This window comes from Streptomyces sp. NPDC002276 (assembly GCF_053891435.1).
Window position 1 is genome coordinate 396,604 of record NZ_JBSFCQ010000004.1, and the last position, 13,071, is coordinate 409,674.

9 protein-coding genes are annotated in these 13,071 nt (G+C 68.8%); 1 reads left to right on the plus strand and 8 read right to left on the minus strand.

What is annotated here, in order from left to right; translation table 11 throughout:
• The 5 genes from pgi to tkt are packed head-to-tail and all read right to left on the minus strand — an operon-like array spanning nt 1 to nt 7,401.
• A complete protein-coding gene (gene pgi / locus ACWIHT_RS13760; RefSeq protein WP_456167692.1) occupies nt 1–1,668 on the minus strand; it encodes a glucose-6-phosphate isomerase in 1,668 nt (555 codons plus the stop codon).
• Nucleotides 1,661–2,596 carry a glucose-6-phosphate dehydrogenase assembly protein OpcA gene (gene opcA, locus ACWIHT_RS13765; RefSeq protein WP_456167694.1) on the minus strand — a complete coding sequence of 312 codons (936 nt, stop codon included), beginning with the start codon at nt 2,594–2,596 and terminating at the stop codon, nt 1,661–1,663. Before opcA ends, pgi begins: the two co-directional genes overlap by 8 nt.
• Nucleotides 2,593–4,164, minus strand: coding sequence for a glucose-6-phosphate dehydrogenase (gene zwf / locus ACWIHT_RS13770; RefSeq protein ID WP_456167696.1), 1,572 nt, complete (start codon nt 4,162–4,164; stop codon nt 2,593–2,595). The genes opcA and zwf overlap by 4 nt, the downstream gene beginning before the upstream one ends.
• Entirely contained in the window at nt 4,161–5,306 is a 1,146-nt protein-coding gene (tal, locus tag ACWIHT_RS13775; RefSeq protein WP_456167698.1) for a transaldolase, read from the minus strand. Before tal ends, zwf begins: the two co-directional genes overlap by 4 nt.
• Before the next feature lie 19 nt (nt 5,307–5,325).
• A complete protein-coding gene (gene tkt / locus ACWIHT_RS13780; RefSeq protein ID WP_456167700.1) occupies nt 5,326–7,401 on the minus strand; it encodes a transketolase in 2,076 nt (691 codons plus the stop codon).
• Nucleotides 7,402–7,547: 146 nt separating this feature from the next.
• Here tkt and ACWIHT_RS13785 point away from each other — a divergent pair, with 146 nt between their 5' ends.
• Nucleotides 7,548–8,447, plus strand: a complete 900-nt coding sequence (locus ACWIHT_RS13785) for a helix-turn-helix domain-containing protein (RefSeq protein ID WP_456167702.1) — start codon at nt 7,548–7,550, stop codon at nt 8,445–8,447.
• Nucleotides 8,448–8,644: 197 nt separating this feature from the next.
• On the opposite strand, the gene ACWIHT_RS13790 is transcribed toward ACWIHT_RS13785, so the two are convergent.
• From ACWIHT_RS13790 to ACWIHT_RS13800, 3 genes are all read right to left on the minus strand, one after another.
• Nucleotides 8,645–9,526, minus strand: a complete 882-nt coding sequence (locus ACWIHT_RS13790) for an alpha/beta fold hydrolase (RefSeq protein ID WP_456167704.1) — start codon at nt 9,524–9,526, stop codon at nt 8,645–8,647.
• 268 nt (nt 9,527–9,794) lie between these two features.
• Nucleotides 9,795–11,198, minus strand: coding sequence for a glycoside hydrolase family 16 protein (locus ACWIHT_RS13795; protein WP_456167706.1), 1,404 nt, complete (start codon nt 11,196–11,198; stop codon nt 9,795–9,797).
• 305 nt (nt 11,199–11,503) lie between these two features.
• A complete protein-coding gene (locus ACWIHT_RS13800; RefSeq protein ID WP_456167708.1) occupies nt 11,504–12,748 on the minus strand; it encodes a L,D-transpeptidase in 1,245 nt (414 codons plus the stop codon).
• Between the last annotated feature and the right edge of the window lie 323 nt (nt 12,749–13,071).

Below are 13,071 nucleotides of genomic sequence, written 5' to 3' on the forward strand. Positions count from 1 at the left end.
TCAGTTCACTTCCTGGGAGTTCCGCGAATCACGGAGAGTGCGGTAGGTGGCCACGAGCGCGGCGGTGGAGGAGTCGAGCCCGGGCACGTCCGCGCCTTCGGTGAGGGCGGGTTCGACGCGCTTGGCGAGGACCTTGCCCAGCTCGACGCCCCACTGGTCGAAGGAGTCGATGTTCCAGACCGCGCCCTGAACGAACACCTTGTGCTCGTAGAGCGCGATGAGCTGGCCGAGCACGGAGGGGGTCAACTCGCGGGCCAGGACGGTGGTCGTGGGGTGGTTGCCCTTGAACGTCTTGTGCGGGACCAGCTCCTCCGGCACACCCTCCGCGCGCACCTCGTCGGGCGTCTTGCCGAACGCCAACGCCTGCGTCTGCGCGAAGAAGTTGGCCATCAGCAGGTCGTGTTGTGCCTTGAGCCCGTCGCTCAGCTCGGCGACCGGGTTGACGAAGCCGATGAAGTCCGCCGGGATCAACTTCGTTCCCTGGTGGATGAGTTGGTAGTACGCGTGCTGGCCATTGGTTCCCGGGGTGCCCCACACCACAGGCCCGGTCCCCCACTCCACCGGATTCCCGTCCCGGTCCACCGACTTGCCGTTGGACTCCATGTCCAGCTGCTGCAAGTAGGCGGTGAACTTGGAGAGATAGTGCGAGTACGGCAGCACGGCGTGCGACTGGGCGTCGTGGAAGTTGCCGTACCAGACGCCCAACAGGCCAAGGAGGAGTGGCGCGTTGGACTCGGCGGGCGCGGTGCGGAAGTGCTCGTCGACGAGGTGGAAACCGCCGAGCATCTCCCGGAAGCGGTCCGGGCCGATGGCGATCATCAGGGAGAGCCCGATGGCGGAGTCGAAGGAGTAGCGTCCGCCGACCCAGTCCCAGAACTCGAACATGTTGTCCGTGTCGATGCCGAAGTCCGAGACCTTGCCGGCGTTGGTCGACAGCGCCACGAAGTGCTTCGCGACGGCCTTGTCGTCACCGCCCAGCCCCTCAAGGAGCCACGTCCGCGCGGAGGTTGCGTTGGTGATCGTCTCGATCGTGGTGAAGGTCTTCGACGCGACGATGAACAGCGTCTCCGCCGGGTCGAGGTCACGGGTGGCCTCGTGCAGGTCGGCGCCGTCCACGTTCGACACGAAACGGACCGTCAACTCGCGGTCGGTGAAGGCGCGGAGGGCCTCGTACGCCATCGCCGGACCGAGGTCCGAGCCACCGATGCCGATGTTGACGACATTGCGGATACGGCGGCCCGTGTGCCCGGTCCACTCGCCGGAGCGGACGCGCTCGGCGAAGCCGGCCATCTTGTCGAGCACCGCGTGCACGGCAGGGACGACGTTCTCGCCGTCGACCTCTACGACCGCGTCACGCAGGGCACGCAGCGCGGTGTGCAGGACCGCGCGGTCCTCCGTCACGTTGATCTTCTCGCCGCGGAACATGGCGTCCCGCAGGCCGAACACGTCCGTGGCGGTGGCGAGTTCCTGGAGGAGGGCGAGGGTCTCGTCCGTGATCAGGTGCTTGGAGTAGTCGATGCGCAGGTCGCCGACGGTGACCACGTACCGCTCCGCGCGCTCCGGGTCCGCCGCGAACAACTCGCGCAACTGCGGGTTCGGTTGAGCCGCGCGGTGGTCCTCCAGAGCGGTCCACTCGGGCCGCCGCACGAGCTTGGGGGAGTCAGACATGGGAAGGGGTCTCCTTGGTGCCCTCGGCCCGGAGGGCGATGGCGTACATCTCGTCGGCGTCCAGGCGCCGCAGTTCCTCGGCGATGAGTTCGGAGGTGGTGCGGACCTTCAGCGCGAGGGTGCGGGAGGGCTGCCCGGGCAGGGACAGCGTCGCGAGGGGGCCGTCGGGGCGGTCGATGACGACGTCGCCGGCGCCGGTGCCCAGCCGGACGGCCGTGATGACCGGCCCGTCGGTGACCACGCGGTCGATCTTCACCTTGAGGCGGGCTTCCAGCCAGCGCGCGAGCAGCTCGGCGGCCGGGTTGTCGGCCTCGCTCTCCACCGCACCGGACGTGATCTTGGACTTGGCCTGGTCGAGGGCCGCCGCCAGCATCGAGCGCCACGGAGTGAGCCGGGTCCAGGCGAGGTCGGTGTCGCCGGGCGCGTAGGAACGGGCGCGGGCGTCCAGCGCTTCGAGCGGGTTCGTCGCCGCGTACAGGTCGGTGATCCGGCGCTGCGCGAGGGCGCCCAGCGGGTCCTTCGCCGGGATCTCGGGGGCCTCCACCGGCCACCACACGACGACCGGCGCGTCCGGCAGCAGCAGCGGCAGCACCACGGAGTCGGCGTGGTCGGACACCTCGCCGTAGGTCCGCAGCACGACCGTCTCGCCGGTGCCCGCGTCGGCGCCCACCCTGACCTCGGCGTCGAGGTGCGAATTGGTCCGGTCCCGCGGGGTGCGGGCCTGCCGCTTGATGACGACCAGGGTGCGCGAGGGGTGCTCGTGCGAGGCCTCCTCGGCCGCCTTGATCGCGTCGTAGGCGTTCTCCTCGTCCGTGACGATGACCATCGTCAGGACCATGCCCACGGCAGGGGTGCCGATGTCGCGGCGACCCTGCACCAGCGCCTTGTTGATCTTGCTTGCCGTGGTGTCGCTCAGGTCGATCTTCATGGCCTGCGCCAGCTCCGTCCGTCTCGTGCGAGCATCTCGTCCGCCTCCTGGGGCCCCCAACTGCCCGAGGAGTACTGCGCGGGCCTGCCGTTCTGTGCCCAGTACTCCTCGATCGGGTCGAGGATCTTCCAGGACTCTTCCACTTCCTGGTGGCGCGGGAACAGGTTGGCGTCGCCGAGCAGCACATCCAGGATGAGCCGCTCGTACGCCTCAGGGCTCGACTCCGTGAACGACTCGCCGTAGGCGAAGTCCATGGACACGTCCCGGATCTCCATCGAGGTGCCCGGAACCTTCGAGCCGAACCGGACCGTCATGCCCTCGTCGGGCTGGACGCGGATGACGATCGCGTTCTGGCCCAGCTCCTCGGTTGCGTTGGAGTCGAAGGGGGAGTGCGGGGCGCGCTTGAAGACGACCGCGATCTCCGTGACGCGTCGGCCGAGCCGCTTGCCGGTGCGCAGATAGAAGGGGATGCCCGCCCAACGGCGGTTGTCCACCTCCAACTTGACGGCCGCGTAGGTGTCGGTCTTCGACTGCGGGTCGATGCCGTCCTCCTGGAGGTAGCCGACGACCTTCTCGCCGCCCTGCCAGCCCTCCGCGTACTGCCCGAACACCGTGTGCTCGCCCAACTCCCGTGGCAGCCGCACCGACTTGAGCACCTTGAGCTTCTCGGTGAGCAGCGCCTCCTCGTCGAAGGCGATCGGCTCCTCCATGGCGGTCAGCGCCATGAGCTGGAGGAGGTGGTTCTGGATGACGTCACGCGCCGAACCGATGCCGTCGTAGTACCCGGCACGCCCGCCGATGCCGATGTCCTCTGCCATCGTGATCTGGATGTGGTCGACGTAGGACCGGTTCCAGATCGGCTCGTACATCTGGTTGGCGAAGCGCAGCGCCAGGATGTTCTGGACGGTCTCCTTGCCGAGGTAGTGGTCGATCCGGAACACCTGGTCCGGGTCGAACACCTCGTGCACGATCTTGTTCAGCTCCCGCGCGCTCTTCAGATCGCGCCCGAACGGCTTCTCGATGACCGCCCGCCGCCACGCCCCCTCCGGAGCGTCCGCCAGCCCGTGCTTCTTCAGCTGCTTGACGACCTTCGGGAAGAACTTCGGCGGTACGGAGAGATAGAACGCGTAGTTGCCGCTCGTACCCCGGGACGTGTCCAACTCGTCTACGGCCGCCCGCAGTTGCTTGAACGCGGTGTCGTCGTCGAAGTCGCCCGGGATGAACCGCATGCCCTCGGCGAGCTGCTGCCAGACCTCCTCGCGGAACTCGGTCCGGGAGTGCTCGCGCACCGAGTCGTGCACGACCTGTGCGAAGTCCTGGTCCTCCCAGTCCCGCCGGGCGAACCCGACGAGGGAGAAGCCCGGCGGCAGCATGCCCCGGTTGGCCAGGTCGTAGACGGCCGGCATCAGCTTCTTGCGGGACAGGTCACCGGTGACACCGAAGATCACCAGACCGGACGGCCCCGCGATGCGCGGCAGCCGACGGTCACGGGCGTCCCGCAGCGGGTTGTCCCAGCCGACGGCCAGGGCATCCGCCAACTGCTCGACGGCCAGAGCCTGTTCACTCATTCCCCGTCGCCCCCCTTCCCGCTCAGCGACTTCGCGACGGCACCCAGCAGATCGGTCCAGGCCGCCTCGAACTTGGCGACGCCCTCGTCCTCCAACTGCTTGACGACGGTGTCGTACGAGATCCCCAGCCGCTCTACGGCGTCCAGGTCGGCGCGGGCCTGCGCGTAGCCGCCGGTCACCGTGTCGCCGTGGATGTCACCGTGGTCGGCGGTCGCGTTCAGCGTGGCCTCCGGCATGGTGTTGACCGTGCCGGGTGCGACCAGCTCGTCGACGTAGAGCGTGTCCTTGTAGGACGGGTCCTTCACGCCGGTCGAGGCCCACAGGGGGCGCTGCTTGTTGGCCTTGGCGCCCGCGAGAACGGTCCAACGGTCCGAGGAGAAGACGTCCTCGTACGCCTCGTAGGCGAGCCGCGCGTTGGCGAGCGCCGCCTTGCCCTTGAGGGCGAGGGCCTCGTCCGTGGCCAGCGCGGTGAGGCGCTTGTCGATCTCGGAGTCGACACGGGAGACGAAGAAGGAGGCCACGGAGTGGATGGTCGACAGATCGATACCGGCGGCCCGCGCCTTCTCCAGACCGGCCAGGTAGGCGTCCATGACCTCGCGGTAGCGCTCCAGGGAGAAGATCAGCGTGACGTTGACGCTGATGCCCTCGCCGATGACCTCGGTGATCGCCGGGAGACCGGCCTTCGTCGCCGGGATCTTGATCATCACGTTGGAGCGGTCCACCAGCCAGGACAGCTGCTTGGCCTCGGCGATCGTCGCCGCGGTGTGGTGCGCGAGGCGCGGGTCGACCTCGATGGAGACCCGGCCGTCCCGGCCGCCGGTCGCCTCGTACACGGGGCGCAGGATGTCGGCGGCGGCGCGGACGTCGGCCGTGGTCATCATCCGTACGGCCTCTTCGACCGTGACCTTGCGTACGGCGAGGTCGGCGAGCTGCTCCTCGTAACCCTCTCCCGAGCCGATGGCGGCCTGGAAGATCGACGGGTTGGTGGTGACGCCGACGACGTTCTTGGTGTCGATGAGCTCGGCGAGGTTGCCGGACTCGATCCGCTTGCGCGACAGGTCGTCCAGCCAGATGGAGACGCCCTCGTCGGAGAGGCGCTTGAGTGTTCCCGCGGTGGCGGTCACTTCGGTCACTGTGATCATCTTCTTTCTGGCGATCGGATCAACCGCGCGCGGCGGCAAGGGATTCCCGGGCCGTAGCGGCGACGTTCTCGGCCGTGAAACCGAACTCGGCGAACAGGGTCTTGGCATCGGCGGAGGCGCCGAAGTGTTCGAGGGAGACGATGCGTCCTGCGTCACCCACGAACCGGTACCACGTGAGACCGATCCCGGCCTCGACCGCAACGCGGGCCTTCACGGACGGCGGAAGGACGCTGTCGCGGTACTCGCGCGACTGCTCCTCGAACCACTCCACGGACGGCATCGACACCACCCGAGTGCCCACGCCCTCCGCCTCCAACTGCTCGCGCGCCTCGACGGCGAGGTGGACCTCGGAACCGGTCGCGATGAGCACGACGTCGGGGGTCCCGTTGGAGGAGTCCTTGAGGACGTAACCGCCGCGCGCCGCATCGGAGTTGGGCGCGTACGTCGGCACACCCTGACGGGTCAGCGCGAGGCCGTGCGGGGCGGGCTTGGTGGCGTGCCGCTTGAGGATCTCGGCCCAGGCGATCGCCGTCTCGTTGGCGTCGGCCGGGCGGACGATGTTCAGGCCCGGGATCGCGCGCAGCGAGGCCAGGTGCTCGACCGGCTGGTGCGTGGGACCGTCCTCGCCGAGACCGATCGAGTCGTGGGTCCAGACGTACGTCACCGGGAGCTGCATCAGCGCGGAGAGGCGGACGGCGTTGCGCATGTAGTCGGAGAACACCAGGAAGGTGCCGCCGTAGACACGCGTGTTGCCGTGCAGGGCGATGCCGTTCATCTCGGCCGCCATGGAGTGCTCGCGAATACCGAAGTGGATCGTACGGCCGTACGGGTCGGCCTCCGGCAGCGGGTTGCCCTTCGGGAGGAAGGACGAGGTCTTGTCGATGGTGGTGTTGTTCGAGCCGGCGAGGTCTGCGGAACCGCCCCACAGCTCGGGCAGGACCGTTCCAAGTGCCTGGAGGACCTTGCCGGAGGCGGCGCGGGTGGCGACCGAGGAGCCCTCCTCGAAGACGGGCAGGGACCGCTCCCAGCCCTCGGGGAGCTGACCGGCCACGATCCGGTCGAAGAGCTTCGCGCGCTCGGGCTGGGCGCCGCGCCACTTGTCGAGCTGCTTGTCCCACGCGGAGTGCGCCTCGGCGCCCCGGTCCAGGGCCCGGCGGCTGTGCGCGAGGACCTCGTCCGCGACCTCGAAGGACTTCTCCGGGTCGAAGCCGAGGACGCGCTTGGTGGCGGCGATCTCTTCGGCGCCGAGCGCGGAGCCGTGCGCGGCCTCGGTGTTCTGGGCGTTTGGAGCGGGCCAGGCGATGATCGTGCGCATGGCGATGATCGAGGGGTGCGCGGTCTCGGCCTGCGCTGCCCTGAGCGCCGTGTACAGCGCGTGCGGGTCGATGTCGCCGTCGGCGGCGGGCTCGATGCGCTGGGTGTGCCAGCCGTAGGCCTCGTACCGCTTCAGCACGTCCTCGGAGAAGGCGGTCGCGGTGTCGCCCTCGATGGAGATGTGGTTGTCGTCGTAGACGAAGACGAGGTTGCCGAGCCGCTGGTGACCGGCCAGGGAGGAGGCCTCGGCGGAGATGCCCTCCTCCAGGTCGCCGTCGGAGACGATCGCCCAGATCGTGTGGTCGAAGGGCGACTCGCCCTCGGGGGCCTCGGGGTCGAAGAGGCCGCGCTCGTAGCGGGCGGCCATCGCCATCCCGACGGCGTTGGCGACACCCTGTCCGAGCGGGCCCGTCGTGGTCTCCACACCCGCCGTGTGCCCGTACTCGGGGTGACCAGGCGTCTTCGAACCGTGCGTCCGGAACGCCTTCAGGTCGTCCAGCTCCAGCTCGTACCCGGCGAGATACAGCTGTGTGTACAGCGTCAGCGAGGTGTGGCCGGGGGAGAGGACGAAGCGGTCGCGACCGGTCCACTCGGGATCCGCGGGGTCGTGACGCATCACCTTCTGAAAGATCGTGTACGCGGCGGGGGCCAGGCTCATCGCCGTGCCCGGGTGCCCATTGCCGACCTTCTGCACCGCGTCAGCGGCCAGAACACGGGCGGTGTCGACGGCACGACGGTCGAGATCGGTCCACTCGAAGCTGTCGGGTGTGTGCGCGTTCATCTTCAAGAAGTCCTCGGTAAGAGCGGCAGAACTGCTCGGACGTCTTCAAATCTAAAAGTCTGACTTTTACGAGGGAAGGTGCCGGTGTGCCAGCCTGTGGTGAAAGTGGGACACCGGAACCCGTACTGAGGCGGCACGAGAAGGACATGGCGGACAGAACCATCCAAGGCGCAGCCGGTGACGGCGACGTGATCAGAACGTTTCCCTTCCCTGTCGATCTGAGCGTCTGCGGCGTCGGCATGCAGGTCGGCCCGATGGGCACCGGACGCACCTGGCACGCCGACGCACCGCTGCACCGGGTCCACCGCATCGACTTCCATGTGGTGATGCTCTTCGACGAGGGCCCGGTCCGCCACATGATCGACTTCGCCGAGTACGAGGCGAACGCCGGCGACGTCCTGTGGATCCGCCCCGGCCAGGTCCACCGCTTCTCGCGGATGGACGAGTACCGCGGCACGGTCCTGACCATGCAGCCCGGCTTCCTGCCCCGCGCCACGGTCGAGGCCACCGGCCTCTACCGCTACGACCTCCCGCCCCTCCTGCACCCCGACGATCCCCGCCTCGCCGCCCTCCGTTCCTCCCTCGGCCAGTTGCAACGCGAGTACGAGGACTCGACCACCCTCCCGCTGAGCCTCCACACCTCGGTCCTACGGCACTCCCTGACGGCCTTCCTGCTACGGCTGGCGCATCTCGCGGCCAGCTCGGCGGAGGCGGCCCGGCAGCGGGCCGACACGACGTTCATGCTCTTCCGCGAGGCCGTCGAGAAGGGCTTCGCCACCAACCACAGCGTCAGCGCCTACGCCGACGCCCTCGGCTACTCCCGCCGCACCCTCGTCCGAGCGGTCCGCGCCGCCACCGGGGAGACCCCCAAGGGCTTCATCGACAAGCGGGTCGTCCTGGAGGCGAAACGGCTGTTGGCCCACACGGACCTGCCGATCGGCCGTGTGGGGGCGGCAGTTGGCTTCCCCGACGCGGCCAACTTCTCCAAGTTCTTCCACCAGCACACGGATGTGACGCCGGCGGGGTTCCGGGCGGAGTTGCGGTGAGGGAGCACGGAAGGGCGGCGGCAGGGAAGCGGTAGGGCGGTCGGGGCGCACGGGTGGCCGCGACCGAGTGGCGCGTGAGGGACGAGCACTGACGATGGGGCCCGGCACGTCGATCCGTGCCGGGCCCCGGGGACTCGGGCCCGAAGTGGGCCCCGTTGTCGGACAGTTGACAGTTGGCAGGTCGTGAACGGTGGGCCTCAGCGCGCCCGGTGCAGGAAGTCGACGACCAGATCTGTCGTCGCCTGCGGCTGCTCCTCCGTGATCCAGTGCCCGCAGTCGGGGATGACCGCGTGCTCGACGTCGTCGGCGACACACCGCAGGACCTCGCCGATCCCGGGGCCGAAGGTGGCCTCGCCGCCGAAGGCCAGTACCGGCATCCGAAGCCTGCCCCGCGCGAGGAACTTCTCGTTGTCGACTGCGTCCTGACCGAACGTCAGGAACTGGGCGAAGCTCGCCCGCATCGCGCCGGGCTGGGCGTAGAGCGCCGCGTAGTGCTCGCGCTTCGCCTCGTCGAACCGCTCCGGGACCACGGAGAGTTCGTTCCAGAAGCGGTCGAGGTAGATGCGCTCCCGGCCGTCGACCAGGCGCTCCATGTCGTGGCCGCCGAAGCCGAAGTGCCACATCATCGGGTCCTGGGTGATCCGGTCCCAGGGGCCGATGCCGGGCAGCGGCGCGTCGATGGCCACCCATCGGCTCACCCGCTCGGGGTGGGTGGCGGCGACGGCGTAGCCGACCATGATGCCGATGTCGTGCGTCACCAGTTCGATCGAGTCCACGCCCAGAGCGTCCAGAACGCCCCACACGTCGGCCGCCTGGGTCTTCTTGTCGTAGCCGCCCTCGGGCTTCGAGGAGAGGCCCAGTCCGCGCAGGTCGGGGGCGACGACCATGCGGTCCTCGACGAGTGCGTTCGTCAGGTGGCCCCACATGTCGCCCGTGGTGCCGAAGCCGTGCAGCAGGACGACCGCCGGTCCCTGTCCGCCGACGCGTACATGGATCGTGGCGCCGTCGGTCTCGACCTCACGCGACTCCGTGCCGGCCGGGAAGGGGTGGATGCCGTCCTGACGTCCGTTGTCGTTCATGGCTGTGCTCCGGGTTCAGAGGGAGAAGGGCTCCGACGCCCGATCCGCGTCGCACCATCGAACCTAGCCGACCGGTCTACTACGTTCCATCGCGCGCCGCTGGCCGGGGCCGCGGGAGCGGAGCGCCGACCTGCGATGGAAGGCGGGGGCTCGCAGCAGGGAGGAAGCCGGTCGTGATCCCGCCCATCCCGCCCCGACCCGGAGCGCACAGGAGCAGGGGCCCCACGCGCGCACGCGTGAAGCCCCTTGTCCCCGTGGGGGGCCGCCGTCAGTGGCCGAAGTCGAACCAGTTCACGTTCACGAAGTCCGCCGACTGGCCGCTGCTGAAGGTGAGGTAGACGTCGTGGGTGCCGGTGACCGAGCTGATGTTCGCCGGGACCGTCCTCCATGACTGCCAGCCCCCGGTGTTGGCCAGCGCGAAACTGCCGATCGGGGTCGCGGTCGGACTGTCCAGGCGTACCTGCACCAGACCGCTCACCCCGCTCGCCGCACCGCTCGCGACCCGGCCGTAGAACTGGGTGGCCGCCGTGGAGCCGAAGTTGACGCCCTTGTAGAGCGCCCAGTCGCCGTTGGCTATCGAGCCGAGGTCCTGGCCGCCGCCGGTGTCCGTGGTGGTCTCGGCGACGGTGCCGGACTGGCTGTCGTAGGACTCGGCCTGGATGGCGCTGTAGGCGTCCCGGTTGCCGGCCGGCGGGGTCGTGGTACCGCTCCCACTGCCCGTGGACTGGAGGACCTGGACGTAGTCCACCGTCATCGGGTGGTTCGGGTCCGTCGCGCTGGTGGGGCCGCCGCCGTACGCCGCCGGGAAGCCGCCGCCCATCGCCACGTTCAGGATGATGAAGAAGCCGTGGTTCGTCGCGTTGGCCCAGGTCGTCGCGTCTACCTGACTGGCGTTCACCGTGTGGAAGTTGACGCCGTCGAGGTAGAAGCGGATCTGCTCGGGGCTGGTGGAACGGTCCCACTCCATGGCGTAGGTGTGGAAGCCGGCCTGACAAGTGGTGCCGGTGCAGGCGGTGTTGCCGCCGATGCCGGTCGTCTCGTTGCAGGGGCCGCCCGGGCTGGTGCCGCAATGCATGGTCGCCCAGTCGGTGTTGAGACCCTGGACGTTCTCCATGATGTCCAACTCGCCCACACTGGGCCAGTTCTGGTAGTTGCCCCGGTAGGGCGCGCCCAGCATCCAGAACGCGGGCCAGTAGCCGAGCGCCGACGAGCCCGTGACGTTCGGCATCTGGATACGGGCCTCGACCCGCAGCTTCCCGCCGGCCGGCGGCTGGAAGTCGGTGCGGTTGGTCTCGATACGGCCCGAGGTCCAGTTGCCGGAGGCGTCCCGGCGCGGGGTGATCAGGAGGTTGCCGTTGCCGTCGAGTGCCACGTTGTTGGTGGAGGACGTCATCGTCTCGACCTCGCCGGTGCCCCAGTTGGCGGCGCCGCCCGGGTACGAAGTCCCGGTGTCGTACTGCCAGTTGGTGGTGGAGACGCCGGAGCCCGCGGTGCCGTTGAAGTCGTCGAGGAAGACCTGCGTCCAGCCTGTGGGGGGCGTGGGCGCGGAGGCGTCCGCGGGCAGGGTGAAGGCCGTGGCGGTGGCGATCGCCAGGCCGAGGGTGCTGAGGGCGGCGATCAGGACGCGCCGGAGGGGACGGGGTCTGCGCTGCGTGCCGGAGGTTTCACTCATGGGTGCCTCTCGGATACGGAGGGGGGATGCGGGTGCCGCGCCTGCTGCCTGAGAGCGCTCTCACGCAGCGGGTGCGCGGTCAATGTGCTCGTCGCAACTCCGGTCGTCAAGAGGTGAAGCCGTGAAAGTCCTTTCGCTGTGCGGGAGTTCAGGTGATGAAGGCGATGAATACGGTGAAAGAGGCGGTTTCCGAGCGGCCCCCGGAACGGTCTCCCGGACGCGGCAGCCCTCGGACCGGTCCACCGGCCTCCCGGTCTACCGGCCGCCTGGACCGGTCCACCGGCCTCTCCCGGGCGCGCCGGGCCCTAGACCGCGCTGCCCGCCTTCCAGTCCGCCCAGGACAGGTTCCAGCCGTTGAGGCCGTTGTCCGCCGCGACCGTCTTGTCGCCGGAGTTCTTCACGATGACGACGTCGCCGAGCATCGAGCTGTCGTAGAACTTGTAGCCCGCCACCGACGTGTTGTTCGCGCCCTTGGCGTCGTGCAGGCCGACGCAGCCGTGGCTGGTGTTCTCGCTGCCGAACACCGAGGTGGACGCCCAGTAGTTGCCGTGCACGAAGGTGCCGGACGTGGTCAGGCGCTGGGCGTGCGGGACGTCGGAGATGTCGTACTCGTCGCCGAGCCCGACCGTCGAGGACTCCATGCGGGTCTGCTTGAAGCGCTCGCTGATCACCATGATCCCGGACCAGGTGGTGTGCTGGGCGTTGCCGCCGCTGACCGGGTAGGTGGCCAGCGTCTTGCCGTCGCGCTTGACGACCATTTCCTTGCTGGACAGGTCCACCGTGCTGATCTGCTCGCGGCCGATGTCGAAGGTGACGTCCTTGGACTGGACGCCGTAGATCCCGTCCTGGCCCTCGACGTCCTTCAGGCGCAGGCTGAGCGTGATCTTCGTGCCGGCCGCCCAGTACGTCTCGGGGCGGAAGTCCAGCCGCGTGTCGCTGAACCAGTGGCCGACGATCTCGACGGCGGGCTCGGCGGTGACGGTGATCGCCTTCTGGACATTGGACCGGTCCTTGACCGCGTGCGTGAAGTTGATCGACACGGGCATGCCGACGCCGGAGGTGGAGTTCGCCTCGGGGGTGAAGTAGCCGACGAAGGTCTCGCCGGGCGACTTGGTGGTGAAGGTCGCGGTCTTCGCGGCACCGCCCCGCGCCTGCGCGGCGACCGTGTACTTCGTGCCCGAGTACGGGTTCTTCGTGGACGTCCACTTCGTCTTGTCGTCGTTGAAGGTCCCGGCCAGCGTGGAGCCGTCGTTGCCGGTCACCTTGACCGTGGCGAACGTGCCGTCGGCCACTGTGACGGTGACCGGGGCCGAGAAGTCGGCCTTCTTCGTGCCGTCGGCGGGCGAGACCGTCACGGTCGGCGTCTTCGCGGCCTTCACCGACGCCGTCGCCGACGCACCGCCGGACGAGGCGCTCTCCGCGGCGCCCGCCGAGCCGCTGCAACCGGTCAGCACAGCCGCCGGCACCACCCCGAGCACGGTGAGGACCCCACGCCGGGACCACCTCTCCGACGACTTCTCGGACCGGTTGGATATGTGCGACACGCCCACGGCAGGCCTTCCTCCATATGCCGCGCACACCCCCTGGCCGTACGCGACGAGATCACCAGTGCCGTTGCATCCTGCGCCACTTCCATGGGTTGAGTCTTTGAATCCCAGGGCCCCAACCTGAGATTCCTGTGAAGAGAGCCTGAAAGAAGGCCTGAAACCGCAGTTGCCGGAGGCTCCACGAGTGTGAACAGAGTATGAAGCGCCGGCCGGTGCCTGAGTGTCCGGTGAGATCCCCGTCCCGCCATGACTTCCCCACCCACCCGGTCGGAAGAGTGAGGAAGGAACTGAAGGCGGAGTTCCGCATCGGCGGCTCCGCGGCAGAC

Coding starts and splice junctions, on each gene's coding strand:
- pgi (WP_456167692.1), bottom strand. CDS start 1,668: ATGTCTGACTCCCCCAAGCTCGTGCGGCGGCCCGAGTGGACCGCTCTG.
- opcA (WP_456167694.1), bottom strand. CDS start 2,596: ATGAAGATCGACCTGAGCGACACCACGGCAAGCAAGATCAACAAGGCG.
- zwf (WP_456167696.1), bottom strand. CDS start 4,164: ATGAGTGAACAGGCTCTGGCCGTCGAGCAGTTGGCGGATGCCCTGGCC.
- tal (WP_456167698.1), bottom strand. CDS start 5,306: ATGATCACAGTGACCGAAGTGACCGCCACCGCGGGAACACTCAAGCGC.
- tkt (WP_456167700.1), bottom strand. CDS start 7,401: ATGAACGCGCACACACCCGACAGCTTCGAGTGGACCGATCTCGACCGT.
- ACWIHT_RS13785 (WP_456167702.1), top strand. CDS start 7,548: ATGGCGGACAGAACCATCCAAGGCGCAGCCGGTGACGGCGACGTGATC.
- ACWIHT_RS13790 (WP_456167704.1), bottom strand. CDS start 9,526: ATGAACGACAACGGACGTCAGGACGGCATCCACCCCTTCCCGGCCGGC.
- ACWIHT_RS13795 (WP_456167706.1), bottom strand. CDS start 11,198: ATGAGTGAAACCTCCGGCACGCAGCGCAGACCCCGTCCCCTCCGGCGC.